This window comes from Roseobacter sp. HKCC-CH-9351, assembly GCF_037830295.1.
Taxonomy (GTDB): Bacteria; Pseudomonadota; Alphaproteobacteria; order Rhodobacterales; family Rhodobacteraceae; genus M30B80.
This window is the reverse complement of the sequence record NZ_JBBLYM010000001.1, coordinates 1461226-1478330: the sequence shown is the minus strand read 5'-3', so window position 1 is coordinate 1478330 and position 17105 is coordinate 1461226. Positions and strand designations below refer to the sequence as shown.

At 55.4% G+C, this 17105-nt stretch carries 17 protein-coding genes and 1 riboswitch; of the genes, 9 read left to right on the top strand and 8 right to left on the bottom strand.

Annotated features, from left to right (window positions below; translation table 11 throughout):
- The first annotated feature begins 8 nt into the window (after positions 1-8).
- The 3 genes from AAC632_RS07505 to pepN all read left to right on the top strand — a co-directional run bounded on the left by AAC632_RS07505 (position 9) and on the right by pepN (position 3751).
- Entirely contained in the window at positions 9-440 is a 432-nt protein-coding gene (locus tag AAC632_RS07505; protein ID WP_340297214.1) for a DUF983 domain-containing protein, read from the top strand.
- Entirely contained in the window at positions 430-1044 is a 615-nt protein-coding gene (locus AAC632_RS07500; RefSeq protein ID WP_340297216.1) for an NUDIX hydrolase, read from the top strand. Before AAC632_RS07505 ends, AAC632_RS07500 begins: the two co-directional genes overlap by 11 nt.
- A 79-nt stretch (positions 1045-1123) precedes the next feature.
- Positions 1124-3751, top strand: coding sequence for an aminopeptidase N (gene pepN / locus AAC632_RS07495; protein ID WP_340298745.1), 2628 nt, complete (start codon positions 1124-1126; stop codon positions 3749-3751).
- Here pepN and AAC632_RS07490 read toward each other — a convergent pair.
- On the bottom strand, positions 3739-4470 hold the full coding sequence (locus AAC632_RS07490; protein ID WP_340297218.1) for a heparan-alpha-glucosaminide N-acetyltransferase: 732 nt from the start codon (positions 4468-4470) through the stop codon (positions 3739-3741). The two genes, pepN and AAC632_RS07490, sit on opposite strands and share 13 nt — an antisense overlap.
- The gene (locus tag AAC632_RS07485) at positions 4467-5084 is read right to left on the bottom strand and encodes a transglycosylase SLT domain-containing protein (protein WP_340297220.1); all 618 of its coding nucleotides are present in this window, start codon (positions 5082-5084) and stop codon (positions 4467-4469) included. The genes AAC632_RS07490 and AAC632_RS07485 overlap by 4 nt, the downstream gene beginning before the upstream one ends.
- A gap of 133 nt (positions 5085-5217) precedes the next feature.
- On the opposite strand from AAC632_RS07485, the gene gatB reads away from it, so the two are divergent.
- Positions 5218-6732 carry an Asp-tRNA(Asn)/Glu-tRNA(Gln) amidotransferase subunit GatB gene (gatB, locus tag AAC632_RS07480; protein WP_340297222.1) on the top strand — a complete coding sequence of 505 codons (1515 nt, stop codon included), beginning with the start codon at positions 5218-5220 and terminating at the stop codon, positions 6730-6732.
- Between the two features lie 6 nt (positions 6733-6738).
- Here gatB and AAC632_RS07475 read toward each other — a convergent pair whose 3' ends face one another.
- Positions 6739-7011, bottom strand: coding sequence for a BolA family protein (locus AAC632_RS07475; RefSeq protein WP_340297224.1), 273 nt, complete (start codon positions 7009-7011; stop codon positions 6739-6741).
- A 77-nt stretch (positions 7012-7088) separates the two neighbouring features.
- On the opposite strand from AAC632_RS07475, the gene AAC632_RS07470 reads away from it, so the two are divergent.
- The gene (locus AAC632_RS07470) at positions 7089-7724 is read left to right on the top strand and encodes a DnaJ domain-containing protein (RefSeq protein ID WP_317655940.1); all 636 of its coding nucleotides are present in this window, start codon (positions 7089-7091) and stop codon (positions 7722-7724) included.
- The gene (locus tag AAC632_RS07465) at positions 7725-8939 is read left to right on the top strand and encodes a BaiN/RdsA family NAD(P)/FAD-dependent oxidoreductase (RefSeq protein WP_340297226.1); all 1215 of its coding nucleotides are present in this window, start codon (positions 7725-7727) and stop codon (positions 8937-8939) included.
- Here the strand turns inward: AAC632_RS07465 and AAC632_RS07460 are convergent.
- The 3 genes from AAC632_RS07460 to metZ form a co-directional block, all read right to left on the bottom strand.
- Positions 8914-10362, bottom strand: a complete 1449-nt coding sequence (locus AAC632_RS07460; protein WP_340297227.1) for a TrkH family potassium uptake protein — start codon at positions 10360-10362, stop codon at positions 8914-8916. The genes AAC632_RS07465 and AAC632_RS07460 overlap by 26 nt on opposite strands.
- A gap of 227 nt (positions 10363-10589) precedes the next feature.
- Entirely contained in the window at positions 10590-11687 is a 1098-nt protein-coding gene (gene folE2 / locus AAC632_RS07455; protein ID WP_340297228.1) for a GTP cyclohydrolase FolE2, read from the bottom strand.
- Between the two features lie 168 nt (positions 11688-11855).
- A complete protein-coding gene (gene metZ, locus AAC632_RS07450; protein WP_340298746.1) occupies positions 11856-13052 on the bottom strand; it encodes an O-succinylhomoserine sulfhydrylase in 1197 nt (398 codons plus the stop codon).
- A gap of 79 nt (positions 13053-13131) precedes the next feature.
- Positions 13132-13210: riboswitch (SAM riboswitch) on the bottom strand.
- 240 nt (positions 13211-13450) lie between these two features.
- Here metZ and AAC632_RS07445 point away from each other — a divergent pair.
- The 3 genes from AAC632_RS07445 (at position 13451) to AAC632_RS07435 (ending at position 15101) form a co-directional block, all read left to right on the top strand.
- Positions 13451-13741, top strand: a complete 291-nt coding sequence (locus AAC632_RS07445) for a hypothetical protein (protein ID WP_340297230.1) — start codon at positions 13451-13453, stop codon at positions 13739-13741.
- A 9-nt stretch (positions 13742-13750) separates the two neighbouring features.
- The gene (locus AAC632_RS07440) at positions 13751-14716 is read left to right on the top strand and encodes a DUF2927 domain-containing protein (RefSeq protein WP_340297232.1); all 966 of its coding nucleotides are present in this window, start codon (positions 13751-13753) and stop codon (positions 14714-14716) included.
- A 193-nt stretch (positions 14717-14909) separates the two neighbouring features.
- Positions 14910-15101 carry a hypothetical protein gene (locus AAC632_RS07435; protein ID WP_340297234.1) on the top strand — a complete coding sequence of 64 codons (192 nt, stop codon included), beginning with the start codon at positions 14910-14912 and terminating at the stop codon, positions 15099-15101.
- A 77-nt stretch (positions 15102-15178) separates the two neighbouring features.
- Here the strand turns inward: AAC632_RS07435 and AAC632_RS07430 are convergent, their stop codons facing one another.
- Positions 15179-16336, bottom strand: a complete 1158-nt coding sequence (locus AAC632_RS07430; protein ID WP_340297236.1) for an FAD-dependent monooxygenase — start codon at positions 16334-16336, stop codon at positions 15179-15181.
- A 78-nt stretch (positions 16337-16414) separates the two neighbouring features.
- Positions 16415-16837, bottom strand: a complete 423-nt coding sequence (gene dksA / locus AAC632_RS07425) for an RNA polymerase-binding protein DksA (RefSeq protein ID WP_340298747.1) — start codon at positions 16835-16837, stop codon at positions 16415-16417.
- Positions 16838-17105 lie beyond the last annotated feature (268 nt).

The window sequence follows — 17105 nt, the reverse complement described above, 5'->3', positions numbered from 1 at the left end:
TGCTTGCCATGGCAAACCCCAGCACCGAAGCGGCTGAAATCGATCCAATCACTGCCTTGGCGGATGGTGTTTTCGATCATGCCCCGCAGGAACGCCCAACATGGCCCGCGATTGCCAAAGCCATGCGCGGCCGCTGCCCGTGCTGTGGTGAGGGCGCACTGTTTAGCGGCTATCTGAACCTTGTAAAAACCTGTGGCAGCTGTGGTGAAGATCTGAGCCAAGCCCGCGCGGATGATGGGCCTGCCTATTTGACGATCCTCGTCACAGCGAAAATCTTGGGCACCTTAATGCTCTGGGTTTATACGGCCTATCAACCAAGCCCATGGGTTATGGCAGGCGGGTTTTCGCTTGGGGCCTTTGTGGTAGCACTGTTCCTCTTGCCCCGCTTTAAGGGGCTGATTGTGGGCATCCAATGGGCCAAGCGGATGCATGGTTTCTGATCCTCCCATTCGGGATGCCGCAAGCATCATCTTATTGCGCGGCAGCACAAAAGGCGCGCAGGTCTTAATGGGCCAACGCGGGGCATCTGCCGCGTTCATGCCACAAAAATTTGTATTCCCCGGCGGGGCGGTGGATGCGGCGGATCACGACAGCCCGCTTGCCCACGCAATCCCTGATGCGCTTGCAGCGCGCCTCGGCCATGAAAGCGCCTGTTCACCCGAGGCCTTGATCAACGCAGCCTTTCGTGAGTTGTACGAAGAAACAGGGCTCAGCCTTGGCCCACACGACCCGCGACAGGTTGATTTCTTTTTTCGTGCCGTCACCCCCACAGGCCGCCCACGCCGCTTTGACGCGCGCTTTTTTTTGGCGCGTGCTGACGATCTGAGGGGCTTTGCGCAGGATTTCACCAAAGGCGATGGCGAGTTGTCTCATCTGACATGGCTTGATCTGGCAGAGGCGCAAAACTTGGACATCCCCTTTATCACCCATGTGATCCTCGCGGAATTATCCCAAGCGGTGGCGCGCCACGGCTATGGATTTCGGCCTGAGGCGGTGGCGTTCTTTGACAATCGCACAGATATATCGCGGTTTTACTGGCTCTAACCCACCAATCTGGTTGCAGCCTGTCACCGCCGCGCATAGCCTAAGGCGAACCCTTCCCCGATATAATGAGGCCTGCCCCGTGTCTGCCCTGCCCCTTGATGCAACATCCGCCACTGCCACGCCCCGCACCATTTGGCTTAGTGACTACACCCCGCCCGAGTATTTGATTGACCATGTGCATCTTGCCTTTCACCTTGCACCAAAGACCACGCGGGTCATTTCACGGATCACCTTTCGCCCCAACCCCGAGGCGCAAGGTTTGGGCGAAGGGGCGCTTGTGCTTGATGGCGAGGATCTGCGTCTGATCTGGGCAAAGATAGATGGAACAGCGTTAGGTGAGGCCGATTATCGCCTCAGTGAGACTGGCCTGACTGTGCCTGCCGCACGCCTGCCAGAGGGTGGCTTTGTTTGGGAGGCCGAAGTCGAAATCGCACCTCAGGATAACACAGCCCTTGAAGGGCTTTATATGTCCAAGGGCATGTATTGCACCCAATGCGAGGCGGAAGGGTTTCGCAAAATAACCTATTACCCCGACCGCCCCGATGTCATGGCGCCCTTTGATGTGCGCATTGAGGGGGATGCACCGATCCTACTGTCCAATGGCAATCGAGGCGAGACAGGCGCAGGCTATGCAGAATGGCATGACCCTTGGCCCAAACCCGCTTATCTCTTTGCTTTGGTGGCAGGCGATTTGCGCGCCTATAGCGATCAGTTCACCACGGCCTCGGGACGCGAGGTTGATCTCAATATCTATGTCCGCCCCGGTGATGAGGGGTATTGCGCCTATGCGATGGACGCGCTCAAGCGGTCAATGATCTGGGATGAACAGGTTTATGGCCGCGAATATGACCTTGATCTATTTAACATCGTGGCGGTCGATGATTTCAACATGGGCGCGATGGAGAATAAGGGGCTGAATATCTTCAACTCCAAATATGTTTTGGCCAGCCCTGAAACCGCAACGGATCAGGACTATGCCTTTATCGAGCGGATCATCGCCCATGAATATTTCCACAATTGGACAGGCAATCGCATCACCTGCCGCGATTGGTTTCAACTCTGCCTCAAAGAGGGCTTAACCGTCTTTCGCGATCAACAGTTCAGCGCAGATGCCCGATCTGCGCCTGTGCAGCGAATTGGTGATGTGCTGAATCTGCGCGCGCGCCAATTCCGCGAGGATGCAGGCCCATTGGCTCATCCCGTGCGCCCTGCAAGTTTTGTCGAGATCAACAATTTCTACACGGCCACTGTTTACGAAAAAGGGGCGGAGCTGATCCGAATGCTGCGGCTTTTGGTCGGCGAAGGGGCCTATCGCGCGGCGCTTGATCTCTATTTCGACCGCCATGATGGGCAGGCCTGCACCATCGAGGATTGGTTGCAGGTGTTCGAAGACACCACTTTGCGCGATTTATCGCAATTCAAACGCTGGTATGAACAGGCAGGCACACCGCGTTTGACGGTCACTTCCACCTATCAAGATGGGCGCTTGGTGCTTAAATTGGCACAGCGCACCGAACCCACCCCCAACCAACCGCTGAAAGAGCCCTTGTTGTTCCCCGTGGCGCTTGGCCTATTGGGTCGGGACGGGCGCGAATTGCGGCCCACGCAGATTGTCGAAATGGTGGATTCTGAGATGGAATTGGTGTTTGACGATCTGCCTGAGGCCCCTGTGCTGTCGGTCTTGCGCGAATTCTCGGCCCCTGTGATTTTAGAAATCGAGCAAGATTTTGCTGCGCGCGCGACCCTCTTTGCCCATGACACAGACCCGTTCAACCGATGGGAAGCGGGCCGCAGCCTGTCGCGTGAGGTTCTCTGCGCAATGATCACCGATGGGACAGCCCCGAACCCTGACTATATCGCAGCCCTCGCTGCGGTGGTGCAGGATGACACGCTCGACCCCGAGTTTCGTGCGCTATGCGCAAGCCTGCCAAGCGAAGATGCGCTGGCCAATGATTTGGCCGAAGCAGGCGTGGTGCCTGATCCAAGCAGCATCCACGAAAAGCGCCGCGCTTTGGAACAGTCCATCGCAATTGCACTTGCGCAGATTTACGCGCGGCTGTTCGAAACACTGACCGATAAAGACGGCTATAGCCCTGATGCGGCCTCTGCAGGCCGGCGCAGTTTGCGCAACGTGGCCCTGCGCGCCTTGACCCGTGTGCATGGCCCAGACCTCGCGCGGACGCAATTCGAGACGGCCACCAATATGACCGATCAATTGGCCGCGTTCGGTGCGCTGTTGGATCACGGGGGTGATGTTGCACAGCAGGCAAGCATCGCCTTCTACGACCAATGGCATGAAAACCGCATCGTGATGGATAAATGGTTCATGCTGCAAATCGCCCATGCCGCCCCTGATGAGGCCGCGCAAGTTGCACATCGCCTGACCGAGCACGCAGATTTTGATTGGAAGAACCCCAATCGCTTCCGCGCGGTGATTGCAGGTCTGACCTCGGCCAACCCTGCGGGCTTTCATGCGCCCTCAGGCGCGGGCTATCAGTTTCTCGCGGATTGGCTAATCCGCATGGACGGCAAAAACCCGCAAACCGCGGCGCGGATGTCCACCGCCTTTGAGACATGGGCGCGCTATGATGTTGATCGTCAGGCCCTGATCCAAGAGGCGCTAAAGCGTATTTCTGACACCCCGAACCTCAGCCGCGATATGAGCGAGATGGTGGCAAGAATGCGTGCGGGTTATCAAGGCGCATAATCCAGCAGCCAAACATATCCACCGACCAATGCCAGCAGCACGGGTTGGTGGATGAGATAAAACGCAAGGGAATTGCGTCCCAAAAGGGCCAAACCCGCCCCAAGCGCACCACCACATATCTTTTGGGGCATGATCGGCCTGCCCAGATCACGGGCAAATTGCGCCCAAGCCATACCCAAAAGATAGGGGCCGATCCATGGCAAGATTGGCAAATAATCCACTGTCACAGGCCGCGCCGCCTGTGCGCCTGTGATCCAAAATATCGGGTGCTCAAGCGCAGGCAGGCGCAGCCAAATCCCTGCACCAAGGGCAAAGATACCAAGCACGGCCAAGCCCCAAGCAGGCACCCGCCCCAAGAGGACAATTCCCACTAGGCTTGCAGCCGCCATCATGTGCAAAATGCCCCAAAAGACAAATTGCGCCCCAAAGGCAAAATAGGTCGTAACACTTACCGCCGCCGCAGCAGCGACCAAAATGCCCCACCGCCGCCAAAAGGCGGGCCGCCGCCGCCCCACCCCATGGGCCACGACCATGCTGAGGCCCGACAGGAACAGAAAGCTGCCCGCAATCGCGATAGCATAGCCGCGCATATAGGGGGATAGGGCTGTGCCCGAAAGCACAAGGCCGAATAAATCAAGATCAAAGATGAAATGATAGCTTGCCATGGCCACAAGCGCGACACCGCGCGCCTGATCCAAACCCGACAAGCGCGCCGTCATGATTGGCAGTAATCCTGCTCCGACACCCAACCGCGAATATCATTGCGCAAGGCTTCGCGTTGCAATGGCCCCCAATCGGCCGCAACCCCGCCTTGATCTGCGGCAATGACCCCATCGCGCACGACAGTTGATGACCAAATGCGCAAAGCACAGCGCAAATTCGCCTCGCCCTCGCGCAAAGCCTCGCTTGTGCCAGCAGCACACCCATAGCCGCGCGCCGTTGCGGGCGAGATTTGCAAAAGACCATGCCACTTACCATTTGACGAAATTGCATCTTCGCGGAAGGTGCTTTCACGATAGGCCAAACTGGACAAAAGCCCGTTCCAAAACGCAGCACGCTGTTCTGGGTTCGCCTCATCATAGGCGGGACACCATGCCTCAATATCCGCAGGGGTTGTCGCAACCAAAACGGCCGCGTCCTCCTCCAACATCGAGAGGCTTGCCTTTGTCCAATCTTGGGCCTGTCGGGTTTCATCCCAACGTGCGGCGGGCAAATCAGCCTGCGCGCCGACACATCCCATCAAAACCGCCGCGCCCAAAAAGGTTGCAGCACATTTGCCGAATTTCTGCGCATGATGCACCAGATCGCGTTCATTCCTTTTGAATGAAAACATGCAATTCCCTCAGGTGGCCAATAGATGCCCGCCCTTTGCCCTTATTTTGCCTCAAAATGCAAGTCCTGCCCTTGCCGCGCCCTACGCGCTGGCCTAGTAAACGGCGGGAAACCGCCTGTTGGAGAGATGCGCCATGCTTGACCTCAGCTATGAAGCCCCAAAACCCAAAGTGATCGCGGGTGCCAAATCCGATTGGGAACTTGTGATCGGGATGGAAGTGCACGCGCAGGTCGCAACCCGTGCGAAACTCTTTTCAGGGGCCTCAACGAAATTTGGGGCAGAACCCAATTCTAACGTGGCCTTTGTGGATGCTGGCATGCCAGGAATGCTGCCTGTGATCAACGAGGCCTGCGTGGCCCAAGCGGTGCGCACAGGGTTGGGCCTGAAGGCAGAGATCAATTTGTTCTCGGCCTTTGATCGCAAAAACTATTTTTACCCTGACCTTCCGCAAGGCTATCAGATCAGCCAATTGTATCACCCCATCGTGGGCGAAGGCGAGGTTTTGGTCGAGCTTGGCGATGGCACGGCACGGATTGTGCGGATTGAACGTATCCACTTGGAGCAAGACGCAGGCAAATCCATCCATGATATGGATCCCGCCCTGTCTTTCGTGGATCTCAACCGCACAGGTGTGGCGTTGATGGAGATCGTCTCGCGCCCCGATATTCGCGGCCCAGAGGAGGCAGCGGCCTATGTCTCTAAATTGCGCCAAATCATGCTCTATCTGGGCACTTGTGACGGGAATATGCAAAACGGCAATCTGCGTGCGGATGTAAACGTGTCTGTCTGCGCACCGGGCGCCTATGAAAAATTCCGTGAAACAGGTGATTTCAGCCATCTTGGAACGCGCTGCGAGATCAAGAACATGAATTCGCTGCGGTTCATTCAACAGGCCATCGAATATGAGGCACGCCGCCAAATCGCCATTATCGAAAATGGCGGCACTGTGGATCAGGAAACACGACTCTATGATCCTGATAAGGGCGAAACGCGTTCGATGCGGTCGAAAGAAGAGGCGCATGATTATCGCTACTTCCCAGATCCCGACCTTTTGCCGCTTGAGATTGAGCAGGCATGGGTGGACGACATTCGCGCGAACCTGCCCGAATTGCCCGATGCCAAAAAGGCGCGCTTTATCGGCGATTTTGGCCTTTCGGATTATGATGCCAGCGTTTTGACCGCCGATATCACCGCCAGCGCGTTTTTCGAAGATGTCGCGGCCACCGCCAAAGACGGGAAACTGGCCGCGAATTGGGTCATCAACGAACTCTTTGGCCGCCTAAAGAAAGACGAACGCGATATCAGTGACAGCCCTGTCTCACCTGCACAGCTTGCAGGCATTATCGCGCTGATTAAGGCGGGGGATATTTCGGGCAAAATCGCGAAAGACCTGTTCGAAATCGTCTATACCGAAGGCGGCGACCCCGCGCAGATTGTTGAAGCGCGCGGCATGAAACAGGTCACGGATACAGGCGCGATTGAAGCAGCGGTAGACGAGATCATTGCCGCCAATCCCGCCCAAGTGGAAAAGGCCAAGCAGAACCCGAAACTTGCGGGATGGTTCGTGGGTCAGGTGATGAAGGCCACAGGCGGCAAGGCAAACCCTGCCGCTGTGAACCAGTTGGTCAGCCAGAAACTGGGGCTGTAACCTTTCTCAGGCGGGCCGCTCAGGCCCGTCTGCATCAATGGCCAAAGCGTGAATTTCGCCCATCAAAAGCTTGCCGATGGCATCATGCACGGCACGATGGCGCGCAATGCGCGACAACCCCGCCAATCCATCGGCGCGGATCACCACGCGAAAATGACTTTCGCCCCCCTCTTGATAGCCGCTATGGCCACGATGGGCCTCACTTTCATCGTGAACATCCAACACTTTGGGATTGAATGCTTTTTCTAATGTATCACGAATTTTTTCGGTTCTTGTCATGAAAATCTTCACCCTAGCCCTTCACCTTCGCCACCAATAGCTTAGACTGCCCGTTCCGAGTCGAGAAGGACAGGCCCATGACCGACAAAGATCCATTTAATTTTGACCTTCGCGTTTCGACCGACAAGAAGAAACGCAAGACGGGCCGGCGTGGCATGTCTGGGGCATTTGAAACCTCGCAGCGCAAATGCGAGCATCCCGCCTGCGAAGAGGCGGGGCAGTATCGTGCGCCCAAATCCCCCGACAATCTTGAGGATTTCTTCTGGTTCTGTCGCGAACATGTGCGCGAATATAATCTCAAATGGAATTTCTTTGAGGGCACGACCGAAGCCGAGATGGAAGCGCAGCTCGACCGCGATCGCGTCTGGGACAGGCCGACCAAACCCTTCAAAAAATCGGTTGAAGAAAAAGCATGGGCACGGCTAGGCGTGGATGATCCGCATCAGGTTTTGGGCGGCAATGCCACCCGTAATCCAGGGCAGGCAGGTGGGGCACAATCGGGGCGCAAACTGCCGCCCACAGAACGGCGTGCGCTTGAGATCTTGGAAGCACGCGACACGATGAACAAGACCGAAATTCGCAAATGCTACAAGGCGCTGATCAAGGTTCTGCATCCCGATATGAATGGCGGTGACCGCTCGGATGAGGAACGCCTCCAAGAGGTGGTCTGGGCTTGGGATCAAATCAAGATCAGCCGTAATTTCGTAGATTAAATGGCACAGCTGCCGCAGCATCATGTCAGCACCCTAATCCTTGGCGCGGGGGCAGCAGGACTGATGGCCGCGGCCCATTCGGGCGCGGGCGTTTTGGTGATAGATCACGCAAAAGCCGCGGGTGAGAAAATCCGCATCTCAGGCGGCGGGCGATGTAACTTTACCAATATTTACTGCGACCCCTCGGCGTTTTTGTCCGAAAATCCGCATTTCGCCAAATCTGCCCTGTCGCGATACGGCCCCTATGATTTTCTAGATTTGGTCAATCGCCACCGCATTTCATGGCATGAGAAAACCTTGGGGCAGCTTTTCTGCGACACCTCTGCCAAAGAGATCATCGCCATGCTGCGGGCCGAGATGGCGGCGGTTGGTGCCGAACTTTGGCTAGAAACAAGCATTTCTTCCGTGCGGCAGAGCGGGGATAAATTTTGCGTATTAGTCGAAAGACAGGGCCAAGCGCGCGAGATATATGCCGATCATCTCATCGTGGCCACGGGCGGAAAATCCATCCCAAAAATGGGCGCTACAGGCTTGGCCTATCAGATTGCAGAAACCTTCGGTCACCGCGTCACCGACACCCGCCCTGCCCTTGTGCCCTTTACGTTTGACGAGGGGCAACGCGCGCGGTTCGAGGCGCTGGCTGGGCTGTCCCTGCCTGTGCGCGCCAAGGCGGCCGATGCAGAATTTGACGAAGCCATGCTTTTCACCCATCGCGGCCTGTCTGGCCCAGCCATTTTGCAAATTTCATCCTATTGGCGCGAAGGGCAAGAGATCACGCTGCATATCGACCCCGAAACCGATTTTTTCGCTGTCCTGCGCGAAGCGCGGGGTCAATCGGGCAAACGCAGCCTGCAAGGGGTGCTGTCCGATTATCTGCCCAAAGCCTTTGTTGCGGATTTTGGGCAAACCCAAAGCCTTGCGGGCAATATCGCCGATTGCAGCGATGCACGCCTGCGCGAGATTGTCGAGGCATTGCAGGATTGGCGACTGCGGCCCACAGCCACCGAAGGGTATCGCACCGCCGAAGTGACCTTGGGCGGTGTCGCGACCGATGGCTTAAGTTCCAAAACCATGCAATCCACGCATATCCCCAACCTCTATTTCATTGGCGAAGCGGTGGATGTCACGGGTTGGTTGGGCGGATATAATTTTCAATGGGCATGGGCCTCGGCCGCTGCGGCAGGGGCGGCTATACGCGCCAAAAGGCAGGCATGAACAGCACCAAAACTGCCAACAATTCAAGGCGGCCAAGCAACATGCCCAGCGTCAAAATCCACTTCGCCGCATCATTGAGCGGCGCGAAATTGCCAGAGGGGCCAATCACATCCCCCAATCCTGGCCCGATATTTGCCAAGGCGGAGGCAGCCCCTGATACCGAGGTGACGAAATCTAGCCCCGTCAGTCCCAAAGCCACCGCGAAAATCCCCAACAACACGAAGAACAGCACAAAGAACCCCATGACGGAGGAGAGGACATCTGCCGAAACAGGCCGCCCCTCAAAGCGAGGTTCGAACACACCATGGGGGGCCGATAAGCGGCGCACTTGGGTGGAGATGGATTCGAGCAAGATCTGATAGCGGAATATTTTGATGGAACAGGAGGTCGAACCCGCACATCCCCCGATCAAGCCGACAAAGAAGAACACCACCACGGGCAAAGGCCCCCAGAGCTGGTAATCCACCGAAGAATAGCCTGTGCCAGATATGATGGAGGTAACGTTGAACAGCCCTTCGCGGATCCCATGCTCGAGATGGTCGCCATTTGCGATAATCCGATACACTGTCATGATCAGCACAAGGGCCGTGATGACCCCAAGATAAGCGCGCACTTGGCTGTCACGATAAAGCGGTTCTGCCGTGCCCGCCAAAAGCTGCACAAACCGCACAAAGGGCAGGCTTGCCAAAATCATGAACACCGCCGCGACATATTCAAGCGGTCCTTGATAAACCCCAAAAGAGGCATCCGTGTTCGAAAACCCACCCGTGGACAGCGTGGTAAAGGCGTGGAAGATCGCGTTGTAAAAGGTCATGCCTAAGGCCCAATAAGCCAGAAAGCACAGGAAGGTGAGCGCCACATAGATCACCGAAATACGCGCCGCAATTTCAGTTGCTCGGGGCAAGATTTTTCCCATTGTTTCAAATGCCTCGGAGCGGAAGATTTGCATCCCCCCCACCCGCAATTCGGGCAAAAACACCATCGCGACAACGATGATACCTACCCCGCCAAACCATTGGATCATCGCCCGCCAAAGGTTCAGCCCGTGGGGCAAATATTCCAAGCCTGTGAAAACTGTTGAGCCTGTTGTCGTCAGCCCTGACATCGCCTCAAACACTGCATCAACAATCCGTGCATCTGTTGCGCCGAACACAAAGGGAAGCGCCGCAAAGATCGGCAAAATCGCCCAAATTGCGGTTGTCAGAAGAAAGGTCTGTTGTAGGCTCAGGCCCTGCTGCACCCCATTGGCGCAAGAAAACACCAAAGCAAGGCCGATAAACACCGAGATTGCGGCAGACTCGGCAAAGACACCCCATTCGCCATTGGCCAAGGTAAGATCCACCCCCATAGGCACAAGCATCGACACCCCAAGAAAGGTAACGATCAGGCCAATGACATATCCAACGGGGCGTATATCAAACATGAGGCAGAGCGTTGGCCTCTGACTTAGGCAGTGTCAAGCATGGAAGGGCCTAAAACCCCTCCAAAGCCTTGATCTGGGACTTCATTTCATTTGCAAACACCACGCCCGCAGTTTACTGTGTTCGTTACTATACGACCGGACTGCTTCGTCAGACCGAGCAAAGCCTCAAGACAGCGTCACATCCGTGACCCGCGTCTTGGGGCTTTTTTCGTATGGGGTCTTGGACCTTAGCCGATATGGAACAGGCTTTGGAACAGGCGGGGGTCAAGGCTGGCCTGTTCAAACGTGGCGCCTTCGGTCAAGAGGCTGACCGCATCATGGCTGTGCAGGCTTTCTTGGTGGCTTGCCAAAACGCGGAAATCGCCCACCCGTGGATCGGCTTGCAACTCGCCCGCGAAAAGGCGGGCCGCATCTTCCACAAAGATCGGGTTTGCAGCGTTTAATTCTGCGAAAGCTTGTTCATCCTCGCGTTTCACCATGACCTGCGTTTCTGTTGGCACAGCGCGGCGCGCCATCTCAATCAGGTCTTCAAACCACATACACCCTGCGTCAGGGGCAATCTCGACAGAAATCCGCGCAACAGATCGCTGAGAATGCGGGGTGGCCAATTGCCCACGCGTGGCGCGCGCATGTTCGCTCAATTCAAGCGAGCAGGGGCAGGTCGAAGAATAAACGTAATCCAGATGCACCAATTTCTGGCGCACCCCGTCGCGCTCGACCAGTTCCAGCGCAATGTCATAATATTGGTACCCCGACAGGCCAGACCGCAGGCTCTGGACCTTCATTGGGAAGGAAAGGCGCATTTGGATACGCGCATCAAAACTTTCGAGGTCAGATTTGTAATCATCAAGCGCGGCTTCGATCACCCCAAAGCTGAACGTCTTTTCGGCATGGGCATAGAAGCTGCGGATGATGCGGCTCATATTGATGCCCTTTTTGCCCGCCTCTAGGCTGACGGTGCCCGTAACCGAAGTTTCCAGCATCACATCGCCATTGTCGCGGGTGTGATAGCGAATAGGCAGGCGGAAATTGGAAATCCCCACATGTTGGATTTGACGCTTGGCCCCTTTAATCAGCGAGGCAGGGCCATTTTGAAGATCAGGAAGACCCGCCTTATAGGCTGCGTCCACTTTAAAATCCTGCGGATAGCTGCGCGAAAATTCGGAGTAATCTTGGGAGGGGGTCAAAAGTTTGGAGACAGCAGGATCAAGGGCGGCACGCTCCGCCATGCTTGCGCTTTCCGCCCACTGCTTCAAAAGCGCCAAGGCCGCACGGGCCTCGTCTTGGGTCGGTTCACTCGCAACTGCACCAATATGGACGTTCATCTCATCACCCCTTCGGTCACGCGACCTTACCATTATATGGGTGTTGGTGCGCGGAATCCAAACTTGTTTTGTGAATAGTTTACGATTGTGAACGCCGAACGGATCAATATTGGCCCGACAAATATCGACCAATTCCTTGAGTTTCCGACAAAATCCCAAAAATAATGGTTAATTTGCAGCACGCGCAGCACCGAGCGCGTGTTTTAAATCCATTAACAGGTCGTTAACGTCCTCAAGCCCCACCGACAGGCGCACAAGACCAGATGTAATGCCCAGATGTTGCTTTTGATCCTCAGGCAAACGCTGGTGGGTCGTTGTTGCAGGATGGGTGATAATGGATTTTGCATCGCCCAAATTATTTGAGATTGTAATGATCTCTAACGCGTTGAGGAACCGAAACGCCGCATCACGCCCGCCCTCCAGTTCAATCGCTATCACTGTGCCGCCTTTTTGCATTTGCGTGCGGGCAAGCATGGCTTGCGGGTGGCTGTCGAGATGCGGATAGAGCACCCGCGCCACACCCGCCTCCCCCTCTAGCCCTTGCGCAATGGCAAGAGCAGTGTCGGCTTGGGCGTTAACCCGCAGGTGGAGCGTTTCCAAACCCTTGAGCATGACCCATGCGTTAAAGGGCGACATCGCCGCGCCTGTATGTTTCAGATAGGGTTCCACGGTCTTACGAATGAACTCACGGGTGCCACAAATCACCCCGCCCAAACACCGCCCCTGCCCGTCAATATGCTTGGTCGTGGAATAGATCACGACATCAACGCCCAGTTTGCGGTTGTCTTGAAACAAGGGAGAGGCAAACACATTATCGACCACCACCAAAGCGCCTGCATTATGGGCCAGACGCGCAACGGCGGCGATATCGACAACCTGCAACGTGGGATTCGAAACACTTTCAAAGAATACAGCGCGGGTTTTGCCCTTGATGATTGCGGCCTCCCATTGGGTCAGGTCATCGCCATCCACAAACGTGACCTCAACCCCGTAACGGGTCAAAATCTCCTCAAGAATGTAGAGACAAGACCCGAACAAGGCGCGCGCAGACACCACATGATCACCCGCGCGCATCATGGACATCAGCGCGCCATTCACCGCCGCCATTCCAGAGGCGGTTGCAAAAGCATCTTCTGTGCCTTCAATCGCCGCGATCCGATCCTCGAACATTGCGACAGTCGGGTTGCCGTAGCGGGCATAGATAAATTCCTCACGACCCGCTTCGATAAAGCGGGCCTCGGCTGCCTCGGCGCTGTCATAGACAAAACCTTGGGTCATAAAGATTGCCTCAGACACTTCGCCGTATTGGCTACGGCGGGTGCCTGAATGCACCGCGCGTGTCTGCGCCGAAACGGTATCGGGCAAGAGTTTCAATCCTACGGATTGCTTGGCAGCTGCGTCTGACACTTTATATCCCTTCCATCTGAACGGTCGGGCATCATGCGGCAAGCAGGCCTCGACCTCTTTAGCGGCATTTTTTTTGTGGCCCGCAATCCGGTAAACAAATCGCCACGGTACAGGGCATTACGCCTTGCCATTATTAGGGTCAAGGGGCTGCAATACAATACCCGTCGCCACGTTGTGAGATTGCAACCATGACAGATACATTCCAAATCTTTACCAGCCAAACTACCGCAAAGCTGATTAAAGAAAAATATATGTATAAATTTTTAAAGATTCATTACCACATTGGGTTGCAACGGTGAAATCCAATGCAAGGGTGAAAAAATGATCGATCCTAAGTCCTCAAAATCGACCCAACCGTGGTTGACATTTGGCCACTCGGGGTTGCCGAATTGGCGCATGTCGTGATCGTCGAACAGTATTTTCCGCAAAGAAGTCGAGCGTGGCGTTATTTAATTGAGACGGTGAAACGCGCTAATAAGAAATTGGTTGCAAACATCAAAGATAATCTTGCAAGTGCAGACACAGCACGGATGCTCCGCTCTGCAACTGATGAAGACACCTTCAAGATGGACGCGAAATTGCGCAACACGTTGGCCGCTGGCAAAGACAAAATCCATATGCAACGCTTCCTAAGCGCTGATATGTAAGGCGTCATTATGCATTTTATGAAAAACGCGATGTTTTTAGGACGCAAGTTTTGGCGCGGTCTATGGATGGGAGCGGCGCTTGGCATTTTGGTGGGCTGTCAGGCCATGGGGCCAGCCGCCATGGACCAGAACGGAGTATCAAGCAGCATACCTGTAACCACCCCCTCTTCCGAAAGCGCACTTTACGCGCAATACTATGCCCAAACCGAGGCACGGCTTCTGCGTGAGGGTTTATTGCGCCAAGCCACCACCCCCTCGGATGCCCCTGTCTCGCGCCGTGCTTTGGCGCGCAATTTCGAAGCCATTGCGCTATATGATGAATATGCAATGGAAAACGGTCGCTTTGTCGCCCGTCAAACCCCCTCGCGGCTGAGACGATGGATTGATCCTGTCCGTATCGAAGCACATTTTGGGCCAGCAACCGACCCGCAAAAAATGGCAAGGGATCGCCAAATTCTGACCGATTACGCCCGACAACTCAGCCGCGCCGCGGGGCATTCGATTGATTTAGTTGGGACGGGTGGAAATTTCCATGTGCTGTTCATCAGCCGCGATGAGCAGGCAGAAATCAGCCCCTATCTGCGCAGTATCGAGCCTAGTATTGATACCTCAATCATCCGCGAAATTGAGAACCTGCCGCGCCATACGTTCTGCTCTGTCTATGCATTTGCGCGTTCAAATGCGCGGCCAGAATATCGAAGCGCTATTGCCGTAATCCGCACCGAGCATCCGGATTTGATGCGCACATCCTGCATTCATGAGGAAATCGCCCAAGGGTTGGGATTGCCCAATGACAGCCCCACGGCGCGCCCCTCGATTTTTAATGATGATGAAGAATTCGCCCTTTTGACCGCGCATGACGAATTGCTGTTGCGCGTGCTTTATGATCCGCGCCTGGAGATTGGCATGACTCCCGATGAGGCACGCCCCATTGTCGAAGCGATTGCTGCGGAATTAATTGACACTTCTGGATAACGACGACTGCTCACGTTCATTTTTGATTTCATTGAATGGGTAGACTGGAACAGTGATCGTTGAGGCGACGTTTTCAGCAACCATGATATTGGGTGGCCAGATCAAAGGCACCTCCACGCGCTTGCTCCAAATTTATCGTTAGGGCAATTTCGTAGAGGCCAGCGATGACACGCCACTCTTTCAGATTAGCGCGATGCAATATGGCCGCCCCATTTTGGTGCGTGCCTTTGACCTCGAAATGAGTTTTGAGGATGCGGCCAAGCTTTTGATGGTGAGTTTTGACTCGACCATTAAGGCCAATCTTTCGGTCAACCTGCCGCTTGATCTTCATGTTTATACTGCAGACAGCTTGAGGCATGGAACAATGACACGGATCAAAAAATGATCCGTATTTCAACGTATTATCAATGGTTTAAGGAGATTCGTTAAAGCATGCGTTTAACAGCCTACCCCCCTATAGCTTTACGACTTAGTCGGATCAAATCCGTAAATCCACTCAAAGCGTTGCGTCAGCAGATGCGGCGTGTAGCGCGTTACCATGCGTAACCCTGTATGCGCGGCCACCCGAAACAGGCTTGGCCGCATATGATAATGGTCTGCATTGTCCGAGGCCGCCTGAACAATCCGCGCGGTGCGGGGGCGGCGCAGCGCCTCATATTCAGCCAAGGCCCTTGATAGATCATGTTTATCCGAAAGGCGCGCTGCCAAGATCCAAGCATCCTCCAACGCCATATTGGCCCCTTGCGCGAGGAAGGGAAGCGTTGGATGCGCTGCATCCCCCAAAAGCACCAACTGGCCATTTTGCCAGTTGCGCGCGACCGGATGCCGAAACAACCCCCATTGATAGCATTCCGTCACGCGGCCTAAATAGGCACGCGCCTCGGGGCAAAAATCACCAAATCGGCCCGTCAGCTGTGCAGGATCGCCCCGCTCCGACCACGAGTCCTTAACCCACTGGTCATGTTCCTCAACCGCCACGATATTGATCAATGCCCCGCCTCGAAGCGGATAGATCACCATATGGCGGGCAGGCCCCATAAACACCTGCACATCGCGCAACGCATCGCCCTGTTGCGCCTCAATCACGGCGCGCCACGCAACTTGGCCCGTGAAAAACGGATGCCCGCGCGGCTCAAGATGGGTGCGGATGCGGGAATGCAATCCATCTGCCCCGATAATAACATCCGCGCTTTGGCGCTGACCATCGGCCAAGATCACATCACGCCCCTCGACCCCTGTCACAGCCGCGCCAAGGGCAATCTCAACCCCAAGATCACGGGCACGATTGGCCAAAATCTCGATCAAATCCGCGCGATGGACATAGTGATATGGGCGTGTTTGACGGGATAAGGGCACGCGCGCCACCGCCGCCCCTTTGCGAAAATCGCGCAGATATACGGCATTGGCGCGGGGGGATATCGCGCTGATCTCTTCGACCAGCCCAAGGCCTGCTAACGTGGCCATCCCATTAGGGCTAAGTTGAAGCCCTGCCCCAAAGGCACGGATTTCCTCAGCCTGTTCTAGCACGCGCACCGAAGCGCCGCGTTGCGCAAGGCAGCAGGCCGCTGCCAAGCCACCAATACCTGCCCCAATCACCAAAATATTGCGCCCGATAAGCATGCTCAGCCTCGCACCTGTCAAAGAAAAAAGGCATCCGAAAAGATGCCTTTTTTGATCTTATAAACTCGCTGCGCGCAATCAATCGTCCCGATGAACTTTTTCGCGGCGCTCATGGCGCTCTTGTACTTCAAGCGTCATGGTCGCAATCGGGCGCGCATCCAGACGTTTAAGGCTGATCGGGTCGCCTGTGACCTCGCAATAGCCATATTCGCCCTCTTCGATACGGCGCAAAGCAGCATCAATCTTGGTGATCAGCTTGCGCTGACGATCGCGGGTGCGCAATTCAAGCGCGCGGTCTGTTTCCTCACTCGCACGATCCGCAACATCAGGGATGCTGCGCGTGCCATCTTGCAGCGCGGTGACAGTTGTGCGGCTTTCATCAAGCAGATCAGCTTTCCAGTTGAGCAGTTTCCTGCGGAAATACTCTAACTGTCGCTCATTCATAAACGGCTCGTCCTCGGCGGGACGATAGTCTTCTGGAAGAAAGGTCTCAGCTTTCATCTCGTTCCCCTCAGCGGCGGCTGACCCGATTTTTGATTTTGCATCAGACGTCATTTTACCACCTCGGGCTTCGCTTACAGGATGGCGTGGGCAATGTCACCCACCTAAAGACGGTTTTTCCGCTCAAAATCACCTGAACGGATCGGCGCGCCCCTAGGCCCTATTATGAAACCCGTTTCTAACTGCGCCTCAAATCGCTTTGGACTGACGAATGGCCCCAATTCGGCTTGGCCCGCGCAATTTGTCGCGGCTATAATGCCTCAGGGAT